At 61.8% G+C, this 16,266-nt stretch carries 13 protein-coding genes; 12 read left to right on the top strand and 1 reads right to left on the bottom strand.

Annotated features, from left to right (window positions below; genetic code table 11):
- Window positions 1-172 precede the first annotated feature (172 nt).
- From PUT78_RS12070 to PUT78_RS12025, 10 genes are all read left to right on the top strand, one after another.
- On the top strand, window positions 173-1,993 hold the full coding sequence (locus tag PUT78_RS12070; protein WP_274352520.1) for an autotransporter assembly complex protein TamA: 1,821 nt from the start codon (window positions 173-175) through the stop codon (window positions 1,991-1,993).
- A complete protein-coding gene (locus PUT78_RS12065) occupies window positions 1,993-5,841 on the top strand; it encodes a translocation/assembly module TamB domain-containing protein (RefSeq protein ID WP_274352519.1) in 3,849 nt (1,282 codons plus the stop codon). The genes PUT78_RS12070 and PUT78_RS12065 overlap by 1 nt, the downstream gene beginning before the upstream one ends.
- Window positions 5,842-6,615, top strand: coding sequence for an SDR family oxidoreductase (locus tag PUT78_RS12060; RefSeq protein ID WP_274352518.1), 774 nt, complete (start codon window positions 5,842-5,844; stop codon window positions 6,613-6,615).
- On the top strand, window positions 6,612-7,226 hold the full coding sequence (locus PUT78_RS12055; RefSeq protein WP_274352517.1) for an enoyl-CoA hydratase/isomerase family protein: 615 nt from the start codon (window positions 6,612-6,614) through the stop codon (window positions 7,224-7,226). The genes PUT78_RS12060 and PUT78_RS12055 overlap by 4 nt, the downstream gene beginning before the upstream one ends.
- A gap of 43 nt (window positions 7,227-7,269) precedes the next feature.
- The gene (locus PUT78_RS12050) at window positions 7,270-7,623 is read left to right on the top strand and encodes a hypothetical protein (RefSeq protein WP_274352516.1); all 354 of its coding nucleotides are present in this window, start codon (window positions 7,270-7,272) and stop codon (window positions 7,621-7,623) included.
- Between the two features lie 38 nt (window positions 7,624-7,661).
- Window positions 7,662-8,141 carry a copper chaperone PCu(A)C gene (locus PUT78_RS12045; RefSeq protein WP_274352515.1) on the top strand — a complete coding sequence of 160 codons (480 nt, stop codon included), beginning with the start codon at window positions 7,662-7,664 and terminating at the stop codon, window positions 8,139-8,141.
- 166 nt (window positions 8,142-8,307) lie between these two features.
- The gene (locus PUT78_RS12040) at window positions 8,308-9,294 is read left to right on the top strand and encodes a metal ABC transporter solute-binding protein, Zn/Mn family (protein WP_274352514.1); all 987 of its coding nucleotides are present in this window, start codon (window positions 8,308-8,310) and stop codon (window positions 9,292-9,294) included.
- Between the two features lie 75 nt (window positions 9,295-9,369).
- Window positions 9,370-10,143 (top strand): metal ABC transporter ATP-binding protein, encoded by a 774-nt coding sequence (locus PUT78_RS12035; protein WP_274352513.1) that lies wholly within the window; start codon window positions 9,370-9,372, stop codon window positions 10,141-10,143.
- Window positions 10,140-11,285, top strand: a complete 1,146-nt coding sequence (locus PUT78_RS12030; protein WP_274352512.1) for a metal ABC transporter permease — start codon at window positions 10,140-10,142, stop codon at window positions 11,283-11,285. Before PUT78_RS12035 ends, PUT78_RS12030 begins: the two co-directional genes overlap by 4 nt.
- Complete coding sequence (locus tag PUT78_RS12025; RefSeq protein WP_274352511.1) at window positions 11,282-12,412, top strand: metal ABC transporter permease; 1,131 nt, start codon at window positions 11,282-11,284, stop codon at window positions 12,410-12,412. Before PUT78_RS12030 ends, PUT78_RS12025 begins: the two co-directional genes overlap by 4 nt.
- A gap of 41 nt (window positions 12,413-12,453) precedes the next feature.
- Here PUT78_RS12025 and PUT78_RS12020 read toward each other — a convergent pair whose 3' ends face one another.
- A complete protein-coding gene (locus PUT78_RS12020; RefSeq protein WP_274352600.1) occupies window positions 12,454-13,329 on the bottom strand; it encodes a lysophospholipid acyltransferase family protein in 876 nt (291 codons plus the stop codon).
- Between the two features lie 241 nt (window positions 13,330-13,570).
- Here PUT78_RS12020 and PUT78_RS12015 point away from each other — a divergent pair, with 241 nt between their 5' ends.
- On the top strand, window positions 13,571-14,512 hold the full coding sequence (locus PUT78_RS12015) for a helix-turn-helix domain-containing protein (RefSeq protein ID WP_274352510.1): 942 nt from the start codon (window positions 13,571-13,573) through the stop codon (window positions 14,510-14,512).
- Window positions 14,513-14,650: 138 nt separating this feature from the next.
- On the top strand, window positions 14,651-16,171 hold the full coding sequence (exaC, locus tag PUT78_RS12010; RefSeq protein WP_274352509.1) for an acetaldehyde dehydrogenase ExaC: 1,521 nt from the start codon (window positions 14,651-14,653) through the stop codon (window positions 16,169-16,171).
- Window positions 16,172-16,266: the final 95 nt, after the last annotated feature.

Genomic DNA, 16,266 nt, shown 5'->3' with positions numbered 1-16,266 from the left:
CGACATAGCACCCGGGCGCAAATGCAACAAGGGCGCACCGGCTTATTGGTCAACACACCGATAACAGGCAGTGTATCGCCAGCAGCAAAAGTTTCGAGTTGTCCCGTGACGGTTGATCTGCAACAACAAAAGGGTAATGCGTCGTCGTCGATATTTATGGGTGGAATGCCACTTGAAGAAACTGCAGGGGGTCGCGCGTAGCCGACTGGCCAGCGTGGCGCAATCACTTCTGTTTGGTCTGGCACTTGCCCATCCCGCGGCAGGGTTCGAAGACCTGCGCTTTACCGTAACCGGCGGTGACAGCGCGCTGGAACGGGTATTGCAGCAGGCATCCTTGCTGCGCGCCGCGCGCGATGACGGGTTGTCCGACCCGTTTGAGGTTTTCACCATCGCGCGGGCGGAATATGGCCAGTTGATCGGCCTGTTCTATGAGGCGGGCTATTATGCGCCGGGTATCAGCATTCGTATCAACGGGCGCGAAGCGGCAGATATTTCACCCCTGAACCCGCCGGCCAATATTGGCGTGATCGATGTGCAGTTAAATGCCGGGCCGCCTTTTGTGTTCGGGCGCGCGCAGATCGGTCCGCTTGCGCCTGAAACGGAACTGCCCGCCGGGTTTGCCACCGGGCGGTCGGCGCGCAGCACCATCATTCGTGACACTGCGGGCGCGGCCATTGATGGCTGGCGTGATCAGGGCCATGCCAAGGCCGAACCTGTCCGTCAGCAGATTACCGCGCGCCATCCTGCGCAGGAACTGGATGTCGATGTATCAATAGACCCCGGCCCGCGTTTCACCTTCGGTCAGTTACGCCCCAGCGGGCAGGAACGCACCCGCCCGAACAGGATTGTGAAAATCGCAGGGCTGCCCACGGGCGAGGTTTTCTCGCCCGATGATGTGCAGCGCGCGGCGGAACGGTTGCGCCGCACCGGCACTTTTGCATCTGTCGCCCTGCGCGAGGCGGAAGAAGGCAATCCCGATGGTTCGCTGGACATCAACGCCGCTGTGGTCGAAGCGCCGTTGCGCCGGATTGGCGCGAGCATTGAACTGGACACCGAAAGCGGGGCGAAGGTGTCCGGCTTTTGGTTGCACCGGAACCTTCTGGGCGGGGCCGAACGGTTGCGGATTGAAGCAATGGTTGGCGGGCTTGCAGCGCGCCGGGGTGGGCGCGATTACCGCCTTGCACTGGAATTTTCGCGCCCCGCGACATTTACCCCCGATACAACACTGACCCTTGGTGTTCTGGCAGAAAATGAGCGCGAAGATGATTTTCGTGCCCGCCGCGCGCGGCTGGACATTGGCCTGTCGCATCGTTTCAGTGATCAGTTGACATTCGGTGCCGGTGTGGGCGCGCTGGTGGAACAGGCGCGTTTTGGCCCGACATTGGCTATCCGGCGGAATTACCGGCTACTTTTGTTGCCGCTGACGCTGGAATGGGACCGGCGTGACGATGAACGCGCGCCCACCGGCGGTACCTATCTTCAGGCCGATCTGACGCCGTTCTATGGTGTCGGCGCGGCTGATAGCGGCGCGCGCGCCTATGTGGATGCGCGTAGCTATTTCGGTTTTGGTGAAGACGACCGTTTCGTTCTGGCGGCGCGCGCGCAGGCGGGTGCCGTTCTCGGGGCGGCGATTGACCGCACGCCGCGCGATTTCCTGTTTTATTCCGGTGGCGGCGGGTCCGTCCGGGGCCAGCCCTTCCGGTCGCTGGGCGTGTCGCCGGGTGGTGTGCGGTCTGGCGGGCGGGGTTTTGCGGCGCTGTCGTTGGAAGGGCGCATGCGCGCCACGGAAACCATTGGTCTGGTTGCCTTTACTGATGCGGGCTATGTGTCCGAAGGGGTGTTTTCCGGCCAGTCCGGCTGGCATGCGGGTGCGGGGCTGGGGTTGCGCTATGACACGCCTGTTGGCCCGCTGCGGCTGGATGTCGGGATGCCTGTGCGCGGGGCGACGGGGCGCGGCCCGCAATTGTATCTGGGCATAGGTCAGGCGTTTTGATGCGGATATTGCGCATCATATCATTGGCGCTTGTCTGTCTGATGACGGTTTTGCCGGTGACGGTCACAGCACAGGGATTGGAAGATATCGCCCCTGAGCCGGGCGAAAGCGATGTCGGTTTCCTGACGCGGCTGTTGCAGGACAGCCTGTCGGACCGCGGCCGCGCTGTGCGGATTTCAGGGTTTCGCGGGGCGTTGTCATCGCGCGCAACATTTGATGAGATGACCATCGAAGATGATGATGGCATCTGGCTGCGGGTGACAGGGGCCACCCTGCAATGGAATCGTTCCGCCTTGTTCCAGCGCCGGATCGAAATCGCCGAAATTTCCGCGCAGCGTGTCGAAATCCTGCGCGCGCCGGTAAGCGAAGCGCCGGAAGATCTGGTGCCGCTGCGGCGGTTTGAACTGCCGGAACTTCCCGTCTCCATAGATCTTGGGCAACTGACCTTCGATGAAGTGGTCCTTGGTGCGCCGCTTCTGGGGCAGGAATTACGCGCAAGTGTCAGCGGGCGTGCAACGCTTGCGGATGGCGAAGGCGATGCAAGATTACAGATTGACCGGCTGGATGATATTGCGGGCCAGTTTCTGCTGGATGCCGGGTTTTCCAACGATACCCGCATATTGTCTCTGGACCTGAATGTTCAGGAAGCGCCGGGTGGGTTGGCGGTAACGTTGCTGAATGTTCCCGATCTGCCGTCAGTGGCGTTGCGTGTGCAGGGCGAAGGCCCGGTTGACAGCTTTGATGCCGAAATCGCGCTGGATACGGATGGTCAGCGCCGTGTCACCGGCGAGTTCGGCTTGCAGACCACGCTGCCGGGGGTTGCACAGGCGGTGCGGCTGGATCTTGGCGGCGATCTGCGCCCGCTGTTGCAGCCGGAATTCCACCCCTTTTTCGGCGGTGACAGCCGTTTGCGCACAGAAGCCCGCAGATTTGATGATGGCCGCCTGTCGCTGGATAATCTGCACATTCAGACCGAAACACTGCAACTGGACGGTCGGGTGCGCATGGGCGCGGATAATCTGCCGGAGCTGATTGACCTGCGCGGCGAAATCCGTGACCGCGACGGGGCGCGTGTGCTGTTGCCGGTGGCCGGTTCGGATACCAGCATCGAACAGGCTGATTTGCGGCTGGTGTTTGATGCATCCGTCAGCGACGACTGGGAGCTGGTTCTGGACCTGATCGGGTTCGATAATGGCGATATCGCGGTGGAAAGCCTGTTCGTCAATGGGTTGGGGCGAATTACCTCGCAAGGGTTTGGCGAAGATATCGACGTTATTGATGCCTTGATCGATTTTTCGGCGCTGGGGATATCGGCGCGCGATCAGGGCCTTGCAGAAGCGCTGGGCCGCTCGATGACGGGGTCGGTTGCGTTTATCTGGCGCGAAGGGCGGCCGCTGTTGCTGCCTGGTGTGCTACTGGAGGGGCGGAATTTCACCATCAATGGCCGCGCCCGGCTGGAAGACGGTGTTCTTTTTGCCGATGGTCAGGCGGAATTTCTGGATATCTCTCGCTTGTCGCTGTTGGCGGGGCGGCCCCTGTCGGGGGCGGTGCGCGCGCGTGCCGAAGGGCGCATCGGGCCGGAGCGCGACCGGTTCACTGTGCAGACCCGTTTCAGCGGGGATGATCTGACATTCGGGCAGGAACAGCTTGACCGCCTTCTGGCGGGCGAAAGCGTGATTTCACTGAATGCGGACGGGCGCGGGGGGATTGTGACCCTGCATGAGCTGACCGCACAGGCCCAGACCCTGCGCGCTGATCTGCGCGGGCAGGTATCGCAGCAGGATATCCGCCTGCGCGGCGATGTGGATTTTGCTGATCTTTCGGTGCTTGGCGGTGATTTTGGTGGCGCGATTGATGCGCGTATCGCCATTGATGGCCCTTTGGAACGTGAAGCTGTGGTCATCGAGGCCCGCGCGCAAGACCTGACAGTGGGCCAGCAGGACGCAAACCGCGCATTGCGCGGTGAAACCCTGTTGCAGATCGAAGGGCGGCGTGACGGCGCGGCCTTTGATCTGACTGCGCTGACCCTTGAAAATGCAGTGCTGAACTTATCGGCCACTGGTCGCTATGCAGCGGGCGCATCACAGCTGGATGCGGATTTCACCCTTGGGTCGCTGGGGTCCGTTCGTCCGGGTTTCGGCGGCAATATCCAGGGCGGGGTTGGCCTGCGCGAAGATGGTGATACCCGCGCGCTTGATCTGGAACTGACGGCGCGCGACCTGCGCCTTGGGAATGATGTGGCAAACCGTGTGCTGGCAGGCACCAATCAGGTGACTGCGCGGGTTATCCAGCGTGACGATACATTGATGATAGAAGACGCGCGTCTGTCCGGGCCGAACCTGACGGCGAATATTTCCGGCGAAAGCGTTCAGGATCGCCCGGTCATGCGTGTGGATGCGCGGCTGCGTGATCTGGCGCTGGTCGCGCCGGGCATTAGCGGTCCTGTCACCCTGTCGGGCGATGTGCGTGACACTGGCGATGCCTTCGCGCTGGACCTGACGGCAAGTGGGCCAGCGGGCCTGTCGGTGCAGGCGTCCGGCAGCATATCGCGCGATATGCGCGGTGATCTGCGTGCCAGTGGCGGCGGTGATATTGCGTTGATCAACCCGCGTCTTGAGCCGCGTTCCGTGCAGGGGCCGGCGCGGTTTGATCTGGCGTTGAACGGCCCGCTTGCGCTGAGTTCCGTTTCCGGCACCGCCGAGGCGACGGGCGCGCAACTGGTGTTGCCGCGGCGGAATATCCGCCTGACAGACATTTCCGCACGCGCGCAACTGTCAGGCGGGCGGGCGGCAATTGATGTGCAGGGGCGGGCGGCGGCAGGCGGCAATGTCAGCCTGACGGGCAATATCGACCTGACGCCCCCCCTGAACGCTGATCTGCGCGCGCGCCTGACAGATGTGCGCATTCAGGACCCGCAACTGTTCCAGACAGATGTATCGGGTGATGTGGTGATTTCCGGTGCGTTGACGCAAGGGCCTGATCTGGCAGGCAATCTGGTGCTGGATGGTACGGAAATCCGCATTCCGCGTGTTGGTCTGGTGTCGCGCGGATATATTCCACCCAATATCCGGCATCAGGGCGAAACAGCGACCGCGCGTCAAACCCGCCAGCGCGCCGGTATTTTTGCAGGTGAAACCCATGGCCGTGTGCGGCGTCCGTCAAGTCTGGACCTGACGATTGATGCCCCCAACCGGATTTTCATTCGCGGGCGGGGCCTAGATGCGGAGTTGGGCGGGCAGTTGCGCCTGACAGGCACCACAGCGGACCCGATTCCCATTGGTCAGTTCGGGCTGATCCGCGGGCGGCTGGATCTGCTGGGCAACCGCTTCACGCTGAACGAAGGGTTTGCCAGCCTGCAGGGTGATCTGGTGCCGTTTGTGCGGCTTGTCGCCTCGACTGAACGGTCGGGGATTACAGCGCGGATTGTGCTGGAAGGGCGGGCGGATGCGCCGGAAATCAGGTTCGAATCCACCCCCGAACTGCCGGAAGAAGAGGTCGTGTCCCTGCTGTTGTTCGGGCGCGGGTTTGAAACCCTGAGTGTGCTTCAGGCTGCGCAGCTTGCCTCGTCACTGGCCACGTTATCTGGGCATGGTGAGGGCATCCTTGAACGGTTGCGGCGCAATATCGGGCTGGATGATCTGGATGTGCGCACGACTGAAGACGGGGAAACCTCTGTCCGGCTGGGGCGTTACCTGACCGAGAATATCTACACGGACGTGGAAATTCAGCCGCAGGGTGACAGTGAAGTATCAATCAATATAGACCTGTCGCCGTCATTGACTGCGCGCGGGCGGATTGACAACCAGGGTCGCGCGGGTATCGGGCTGTTTTTTGAACGGGATTACTGAATGACGGGGGCAGGAATGGGGTTTGATGCAACTTCACTGGCTGGCAAGGTGGTGTTGGTCACAGGGGCCAGCCGCGGTATAGGGGCAGCTGCGGTGCGTGCATTTGTGGCCGCGGGCGCGCAGGTGGGCATGGCCGCGCGCAGCAAGGATGCGCTGGACGCGCTGGCGCAGGAAACCGGTGCAGTGCCGCTGGCCTGCGATGTGGCGGATTTTGCCGCTGTTCAGGGTGCGGTTGCTGCCATGTGCGACCGGTTCGGGCGGCTGGATGTATTGGTCAACAATGCAGGCATTATCGACCCTATCGGCATGCTGTCGGACCTTTCCCCTGATGATTTCGGACGCTTGATCGACATTAACCTGAAAGGTGTGTTCCACGGCATGCGCGCGGCGCTGCCGGTCATGCAGGCGCAGGGTGGCGGCAGTATCATCACCGTGGGGTCGGGCGCGGCGCATAACCCGCTGGAAGGGTGGGGCGCCTATTGCAGTTCCAAGGCGGGCGCGCTGATGCTGACCCGCGTGGCCGATACCGAAGCGCGCGCCCATGGTCTGCGCATCATGAGTCTGTCACCTGGCACTGTGGCCACCGATATGCAGCGCGACATCAAGGCCAGCGGCGTGAATGCTGTAAGCCAGCTGGATTGGTCCGCGCATATCCCGCCTGAATGGGCCGCGCAGGCGCTGGTCTGGATGTGTACCCCTGATGCCGATGGCTGGATCGGGCGCGAAGTGTCGCTGCGCCAACCGGATATCCGCGCGCGCGTGGGCGTGCAGTGATACACCTGCACGAAACGGGCAATGTCTGGACCCTGACGCTGGACAGGCCCGACAAGGCGAATTCGCTGACTGCCGCGATGTTGCAGGAATTATGCGATGCGGTGGACGCGGCCTGTGTGGGTGGTGCGCGTGCATTGGTGCTGACAGGGCGCGGCAAGGTTTTCAGTGCGGGTGCCGATCTGGATGAAGCGCGCGCGGGGCTTGCAACATCGGGTTTGTGGGAAGCGCTGTCGGGGCGGATTGCGGCGGCGCCCTGCCTGACCATCGCGGCGTTGAACGGCACGCTGGCGGGCGGCGCTTTTGGCATGGCGCTGGCCTGTGACTTGCGGTTGGCGGTGCCGGGCGCAAAATTCTTCTATCCGGTCATGAAGCTGGGTTTTCTGCCGCAACCCTCGGACCCTGGGCGACTGGCCGCGTTGGTGGGACCGGCGCGCGCAAAAATGATCCTGATGGTCGGCGCGCGCATTGATGCGCAGGAAGCGCTGTCATGGGGGCTGGTGGACCGGTTGTCCGCGCCGGATGCATTGATGCAGGACGCCATCGCCCTGACGCAGGACGCCGCTGCCGCATCGCGCGGACATGTCGCAGCCATAAAGCAGATGGTGCCCTGAGATGGCGCTTTTCATGACCCTGCCAGGGGCATAGATTGCGGCCATGACAAACTTGGCGCGAACCTTGTCCGTTGTTGCGCTGGCGCTTTCACTGGCGCTGGCCGGTATTGGCTTTGTTCAGGCACGCCACCTTGCAGCAGGCGCGCAGACGCTTGTCATCTGCACCGGCTATGGGTTGGTGTCCATTACCATAGATGCGGATGGCAACCCGGTTGAACAGACTGTGCCTTGCCCCGATTGCGTGGTCACGGTCATTGCGGGCCTGTCCGACACGGTGCAGTTTCCCGATGCATTGGTGCGGTTCCACCGCATGCAATGGCATGTCAGTGAACCGATATGGCAGGCGGGTGCCGCCGGGTTCTGGGCCAGATCGCGCGCGCCCCCCGAATTTGTCTGATTTCCGGAAACTTTTACCATCAGACAAGGAACCAAAGAATGAGAAAACTTTTGCTGACGACTGCTGCCGCAGTCACATTTTCCCTGCCCGCCCTTGCGTGCGAGCTGGAAGTTCACGACGCCTATGCCCGCACATCTACGGCAATGTCGCAATCGGGCGCGGTATTCATGCATATTGCGAACCATGCTGACACTGATTGCCGCATCACCGGCGCGCGTTCAGATGCCGCGCAGCGCGTGGAACTGCATACCCATCTGGAAGATGCCGATGGCGTTATGCGCATGGTCGAAATCGAAGGGGGAATTACAGTGCCAGCACAAGGCGAGCATAAGCTGGCGCGCGGCGGCGATCATGTGATGTTTCTGGGCCTGAACCAGCCGCTGCACCACGGTGATCAGATTGCGGTGACGCTGGTTCTGGAAAATGGCGATGATCTGGAACTGGCTATTCCCGTGGATCTGGAACGCACGGCTGATCATGGCGGCGACTGCGGTCATGAGCATAGCCACAACCACTGAGTCGCGCGTGACCCCGGAACTGCAATTCCGGGGTCAGCATACCAACCTGCACCGGTCGATGTGATGTATCCCACCCGGATTTGCGGCACATGTCGATTATCTACTTGCAAACGATTATCATTTGCATATTTATGCGGCATGCATTTACCGAATCAAGGAGAGATCAATGTCCACTGACCGACTGAAGGCACGGCTTCTGGCGTCGGCTGCCGCCATCGTTCTGAGTACACCCGCTTTTGCACAGGACGAACCGCTGAACGTGTTGGCAACGGTTGCGATGATCGCGGATGTCGCGGCCAATGTGGCCGGGGAATGCGCAGCGGTGTCGTCGCTTCTGGGGGCGGGCAGTGACCCGCATCTGTATCGTGCGACAGCGGCAGATGTTGATAAACTCGCTGGCGCTGATCTGATCTTCTATGTCGATCCCGCACTTGAAGCGCGGCTTGCCGACGTTCTGGCGGGCTTTGCTGACCGCACTCCTACGGTTGGACTGGCGCGCGCTGCATTTGACGGTGACGCGCTTCTGGATGATCCCGGCGAAGCGGGGGCGATTGACCCTCATCTGTGGATGGATGTCAGCCGTTGGGTGCGTATCGCACCGGTGATCGCAGATGCCATCGCGGAACAGCGCCCAGGTTGCGCCGATGCCATGGCCGCGAATGTCGAAAGTTACACAGCCCGGCTTGACGCGCTGCATGGCTGGGTCGGCGATGCCATCGCGTCTGTCCCTGAAGGGCAGCGGTTGCTGGTCACGGCGCATGACGCGTTTGAGTACTATTCCGCAGCCTATGGGATAGAAGCGTCCGAAGCGATTGAGGGGATCAGCACGGAATCCGAGGCAAGCATTGGCGATATCCGCGAAGTTGCGGCATTTGTGGCGCAAAGCGGGGTGCCGGCAGTGTTCGTTGAAACCACCATCAACCCCCGCACCATAGAGGCATTGGTTGCCGAAGTGCAAAGCCAGGGTCATGATGTCACTATCGGCGGCGAGTTGTTTTCTGATGCGATGGGTGATGCGGGCACGGCCGAGGGAACCTATATCGGCATGATCCGGGCAAATACGGTGACCGTGACCGAAGCGCTTGGCGGGGTGCTTCCGGACTGGCCCGAAGCCTTGCATGACTGGGCGGATGACTGGAACATAGCTTATTGACGCCTTAGTATAGTCAGTCAGCCAGCGGCGTGTCCGGATGACCCGGGCGCGCCGTCAGCGTTGGAGTAGAAGATCATGCGTGAAGATATGCTGCACGAACCCGATCAGGCCCTTCATGTCGAGGATCTGACAGTCAGCTACGGCGCAACACCGGCGCTATGGGATATTGACCTTGATATTCCCCCCGGCGTGATGTGTGCAATCGTGGGGCCGAACGGGGCGGGCAAATCCACGCTGCTGAAAGCCGCGCTTGGCCTTGTGCGGCCAGTGGCGGGGCACGTGCGGTTTCTGGGCAGGCCGGTGGCGCAGATGCGCGGTCAGATCGGCTATGTGCCCCAGCGCCACAGCGTTGACTGGGATTTCCCGACAACTGTGCGCGACGTGGTGGAAATGGGGCTTTACCGGCATATTGGCTGGTTGCGACGCCCCGGCAAGGCAGCGCATGCGCGCGCTATGGCGGCGCTGGCCGAAATGGGCATGCAGGACTACGCGGATCGCCAGATCAGCCAGCTTTCGGGCGGGCAGCAACAGCGCGTTTTCATTGCCCGCGCATTGGTGCAGGATGCGCCCATTCTGGTGCTGGATGAACCGATGGCCGGTGTCGATGCCAGCACAGAGGCCGTGATCATTGCGCTGCTGAAGCGCCTGCGCGACGAAGGGCGCACTATCATTGTGGTGCATCATGACCTGACCACAGTGCAAAGCTATTTCGACTGGTTGGTGATGCTGAATATCCGCATCATCGCGCAAGGGCCGGTGAATGATGTCTACACCGCGCAGAACCTGCGTGCCGCCTATGGGCGGCATCTGGCAATGATTGCGGTCCCGTCAGAAGGGGCCGCGCCTTGACCGCGTTGCTGGATCTGTTTTCCAGCGGGATTGTCCGCACGGTTCTGATGGGTGCGGCCATGCTTGGCGCGCTGTCGGGGATGCTGGGCGCTTTTGCCGTGCTGCGCCGCCAAAGTCTGTTGGGGGATGCGCTTAGCCACGCCGCGCTTCCCGGTGTATGCCTTGGGTTTCTGGTTGCTGGCGGGCGTGATCTGGGCAGTGTGCTGGCGGGCGCTTTTCTGACCGGGGCACTGGCTGCGCTGGTCATGATGCTGATTGTCCGGCGTACCACGCTGAAAACCGATGCCGCGCTGGGAATCGTGCTGAGCGTGTTCTTCGCGGTCGGCATCGTGTTGCTGACAGTTATCCAGACGCGGGGCGGGGCCGGCAGTCTGGGTCTGATGACATTTCTTTTCGGGCAGGCAGCGGCGATCCTGCGCAGCGATCTGTGGGTCATGGGTGGCATCGGACTTGCTGCGCTGGCAGTGGTGCTGGCCTTCTGGAAGGAATTCAAACTGGTCAGCTTCGACGCTGATTTCGCCCGCGCACAGGGGTTTCCGGTGACGATGCTGGAAGCGGGTCTGACAGTGATGGTCGCGCTTGCAATCGTTGCGGGGCTGCAACTTGTGGGCGTGGTGCTGATGGTCGCGCTGTTGATTGCGCCTGCTGCAGCGGCGCGGCAATGGACCAGTTCACTGGGGCCTATGGTGTTGTTGTCTGCCGCTATCGGGGCAGGGTCGGGGGCTGGCGGGGCGTTGATCAGTGCCACCACCCGTGGTCTTGCAACCGGCCCGGTGGTGGTGCTGATTGCAACGGCGGTGGTGCTGGTTTCGTTGCTGGTGGCCCCTGGCCGGGGGTTGCTGTGGCAGATGCTGGCCGCGCGGCGTGCGCGGGCGCGCATCAGCGACGGGCGGATGCTGGCAACCCTGCAGGGGCTGGCCACTGCGCATGACAATGCGGGCTATCCGGTGGAACAGGGAATGCTGCAAACCGCGCTGGGTGCCATGCCGCCCGCCAGACGGATTTCGTCATTGGAACAGCGCGGGCTGATACGGTCCGTGACACACCCGCCCGAAACAACACCGCATTGGGAACTGACCGATGCGGGCCATGCCGAAGCCGCAGCCCTGTCGGGCCAGCCCCGCAAGGAGCGCCCGCAATGATCGCTGCCGTCTTCGGATCCATTCCGGCAATGATAATTTTGACCGGTGTGCTGGTCGGCGCGTCGGCTGCGCTACTGGGGTCGTTCCTTGTGCTGCGCGGCAATGCGATGCTGACCGATGCGATCAGCCATTCCATAGTGTTCGGCATTATCGTGGTCTGGCTGCTGACCGGGCATATGTCGGGGCCGGTGCAGGTGTTGGGTGCCGCGCTGACCGGGGTGCTGACGGTGGTTCTGTCGGAACTGCTGGCGCGGTCGCGGCTGGTGAAGATGGACGCGGCCATCGGCCTGGTGTTTCCCGCGCTTTTCGCCGCCGGGGTGATCCTGATTTCGATCCATGCCCGCAATGTGCATATCGATGTGGACACTGTGCTCCTGGGTGAAATCGGCTTCGTCTGGTTGCATACCGTCACTGTATTCGGGGTGCGGGTTCCGGTGGCTGTGGCGACGCTGGGGGTTGTGCTGGCCGTTAATCTGGCCTTCGTGCTGGTGCTGTGGAAAGAGTTGAAGCTCGCGACCTTTGACGCGGGCCTCGCTGCTGCGCTGGGTTTTCTGCCCGGTGCTTTGCATTACGCCATCCTGACACTGACCAGCGTGACAGCCGTGGCGGCGTTTGACGCGGTGGGCGCAATCCTGTTCATTGCCTTCGTTATTGTGCCACCCGCGACCGCCTATCTGCTGACCCGCCGCTTGTGGCTTATGGTCGTGCTGGCGGTGGGCTTGTCGGTGGCGGCCTGTGTAAGCGGCTATTTTCTGGCACTGCGCTGGAATGTTTCCATCGGCGGGATGATGGCCAGCATGACAGGCGTGTGGTTCGCGCTTGCATTGCTGTTTGCACCGGGTCGCGGGTTGTTTGCGCAGGCATTGCGCTGGCGGACGGAACGGTTGGACCATGATTGCCGCGTGCTGGTGGCCCATCTGTTCACCCACGAAGACACCCCCGCCATGGCCGAGGAAAACACCCTGCGCGCCCTTGTGGACCATCTGCGCTGGCCAGAGCCACGCGCCCGCGCAACTGTGCTGCGCGCGCATGACCGCGACCTGATCGAACGCCGTGACGGGTTGCTGACCCTTCGCCCGAAAGGCACGGCAGTGGCGCGGGCGATCTTCGGGCAACGCGATCACTGACCCCCATCCCGGCGCAGGTCATGTATGCCTTGCTCAGCTGGTCATGCGCCCTTCCAGCGGCGAAGCAGCCAATACCACTGATCCGGGTCAGTCCGGATACGGGCGGACAGGCTGTCATTGAAAGCCTGCGTCATTGCCATGGCGTCGGTATGGGGAATGGGTGCTTCAAAATCGACCTTGAAACTGCTGCCATCCGGATTGCGCGTCCCATAGGCCGGAACCATCGGCAGATCGTATTTCAGTGCAAGCTGCGCTGCCGCCAGCGATGTCAGCGCCGGGCGCCCCAGAAACGGAATGCGCACGCCTTCGGCATATTTTTCATCCAGCAGGATTGCGATGAACCCCCCGTTGCGCAAATGCCGCACCAGCGCTTTCGTGCCAAGGGTTCCGGTCTCCAGGATCGGTTTGCCGCCTGCTTCTATACCGGCCAGAAGCCTGCGCTGGTAATGGTGGTTGGACTGCCGCCTGTATACTGCCCCGGTTTCCATGTCGCGGGATTTCAGGATGGCGCGCACCGCTTCCCATTGCCCGAAATGGCCCGAAACGATAATCGCGCCCTTGCCTGCCGCCTTCGCATTCTCCAGCGCAAGAAGGCCGGGGCCAGAGGCACTGAATCGGCCATGCTGCGTCTGGAATTCGGCGCAGTGATAGATTTCGAACAGCGTCTGGCCCATTTTCCGGCCCATGTTGCGACGAAGCCGCGCACGGTCGCGCCGTGGCATGTCGGGGTAAACATGCCGGATTTCGCGGTCAAAACGGCGTATGGCGGGCGGGAACCAGCGCAGCACTGTCCCAATAGCGGACCCCAGCGCGCGCGAACGCATATCGAAACCGCGCCAGCGCGACATAGTCAGCACAGACAGCAACGGCAGGTATCTTATATGGTGCCAAAGCGAGATGAGTTTGCGGGACAGCATGGGTTCTACATGATGGCTTGGCGTCGGTTTGCCAAGACGAAACCCGCCATTGGGGGGCAGTTTCGTCCGGCCGGTCAAGGGCGAGAGTTCACCTTTATCCACCCCCGTTACATTGGGCTTTGGTCGCATTGCGCGGGGGTGGATTAAGGTATCTTATGTCCCGGCCGGGACAAGCCATGCGGCTGTGGACAGAACATGTCAGGAATCAGCTACTCTGAATCTGGCAAGGGGGGGAAAGCCAGTGCAAAGTTTTGCCATACAGCACCAGCACCGGATTGAAGCCGCCCTGGCCAAGGGAGAGGCGGCGCGTTCGGCGCTGGCGGCATCATGGGCGCGTTCGGCCTTGCTGCATGGGCTTGATCCGGCGCGGGGCAGGACGGATGCACGGGTTTCGCAGGAAGAGATGCGCATTGCGCGCGACCGCCACCGCCCTTTGCTGCGCGCCGCCGCCCCGCATCTGGATCATCTGATACAGGTGGTCGGTGATCTGGGGGCCTGTGTGGTGCTTGCCGATACGGACGGTCTGGCGCTGGATCGGCGCGGCCACCCCCGGCATGATGACGATTTCCGTGCAGCGGGCCTGTGGACAGGGGCAAACTGGTCCGAAGCCGTCGTCGGGACCAACGGGATCGGAACCTGCCTTGCCGAAGGCAAGGCCGTCACCATTCACCGGGATCAGCATTTTCTGGTCGGAAACACTGCGCTGACCTGTTCTTCGGCCCCGGTACATGACGCGGCCGGGAATCTGACTGCTGTCGTCGATGTGTCCATGTCGGTGTCGCGCCTGCCGGATGCGGTGGTGGCGCTGATTGCCCAGACCGTGGCAGAGGCCGCACATCGGGTTGAAGCCGATATCTTTCGCGCGGCCTTTCCAAAGGCGCGGATTGTTCTGGTGCCCCGCCCGGATGGGGCCAGTGGCGGATTTCTGGCTGTGGATGTGGATGATCTGGTCATCGGGGCCACGCGCGCAGCGCGGCTGACGCTTGGCTTGTCCGGCGATCCCGCAATCCTGCCGCAGCCGCTGAATGATTTGCTGGATATCGCGATGCATGACCGAATCGAGGATGCCGAACGCGCTGTCCTGACGCGCGCCCTGGCCCGCAATGCGGGCAATATTTCGGCCGCAGCGCGCGCATTGGGTGTGTCGCGGGCCACGCTGCACCGCAAGCTGGCGCGGGGCTGAGTTTTTTCCATGGCTGACTGTCGCAGATCTGCGACAACCCGACCGCGCGCCCTGTCCTGCATGGGGTGACTGCGGGCAGCGTCGCGCGCATCTTTCCCCTATCGGCCGCGAGGAGGCGGCTTTCAGGAGGAAAGACACATGAACCAGATGACCCAGGCAGATTTCCGCACCCAGTCGCCGTTCCGGGCGCGGTATGACAATTTCATCGGCGGCAAATTTGTTCCCCCGGTGGCGGGGCGCTACATGGACAATATTACCCCGATCACAGGTGCGGTTGTCTGCGAAGTTGCCCGTTCGGATGCTGCCGATATTGCCCTTGCGCTGGATGCAGCCCATGCCGCGCGCGATGCATGGGGCAAGACCGCCGCCGCGCAGCGTTCGAATATCCTGCTGAAAATTGCCGATGTGCTGGAAGCCAATCTTGATTTGCTGGCCGCAGCCGAAACATGGGACAACGGCAAGCCGATCCGCGAAACGACTGCGGCTGATATTCCGCTGGCCATTGACCATTTCCGCTATTTCGCAGGTGTGTTGCGCGGGCAGGAAGGCACGATGTCGGAAATCGACCATGACACGGTCGCCTATCATTTCCATGAACCGCTGGGTGTGGTGGGTCAGATCATTCCATGGAATTTTTCTATCCTGATGGCGGCGTGGAAACTGGCGCCCGCGCTGGCAGCAGGCAATTGCATCGTGATGAAGCCTGCCGAACAGACCCCGGCGGCCATTCTGGTGCTGGCTGAACTGATTGCCGATTTGTTGCCTGCCGGTGTGCTGAACATCGTCAATGGACTGGGCGCGGAAGCGGGTGATGCGCTGGCACGGTCAAACCGCATTGCCAAGATTGCGTTCACCGGTTCCACCGCCACCGGCCGCAAGATCATGGAAGCCGCGACCGTCAACCTGATTCCGGTCACACTGGAACTGGGCGGCAAGTCGCCCAATGTCTTCTTTTCGGATATTATGGCGCAGGATGACGCCTTCCTTGACAAGGCGGTCGAAGGGTTCGTGCTGTTCGCCTTCAATCAGGGCGAGGTCTGTACCTGCCCCAGTCGCGCGCTGATACAGGAAGACATCTATGAAGAATTCATCGCGCGCTGCATCGCGCGGGTGAAGGCCATTCAGCAGGGCGACCCGCGCGATATGGCGACCATGGTGGGCGCGCAGGCCAGCCAGATGCAATATGACAAGATCATGTCCTATCTGACCATCGGTGCAGAAGAAGGGGCAGAAGTGCTGGTTGGCGGCGATGCCGCGCGCTTCAACGGGGATCTGGCGGGCGGGTTCTATATTCAGCCCACCATCCTGAAAGGCCATAACAAGATGCGCGTCTTCCAGGAGGAAATCTTCGGCCCTGTCGTGTCGGTCACGACATTCAAGGACGAAGAAGAAGCGCTCGCCATCGCTAATGACACGATCTATGGCCTTGGCGCAGGTGTCTGGACCCGTGACGGCACCCGCGCTTACCGGTTTGGCCGCAACATCGAAGCGGGCCGCGTCTGGGTGAATAACTATCACGCCTATCCGGCGCATGCGGCCTTTGGCGGCTACAAGCAATCGGGCATCGGGCGGGAAACGCACAAGATGATGCTGGACCACTACCAGCAGACCAAGAACATGCTGGTCAGCTATAACCCGAACAAACTTGGGTTTTTCTGACCCCACGCAGACATCGCCTTTTGAAACACCGCCCCTGAAGGGGGCGGTGAATTTGTTTGCGGATGCCATTTGTGACAGACGCTCGGCAATTTTTT

It is taken from the genome of Roseinatronobacter alkalisoli, from assembly GCF_028745735.1.
GTDB classification, from domain to species: domain Bacteria; phylum Pseudomonadota; class Alphaproteobacteria; order Rhodobacterales; family Rhodobacteraceae; genus Roseinatronobacter; species Roseinatronobacter alkalisoli.
The sequence above is the reverse complement of the archived record's forward strand: the minus strand, read 5'-3'. Positions and strand labels throughout refer to the sequence as shown.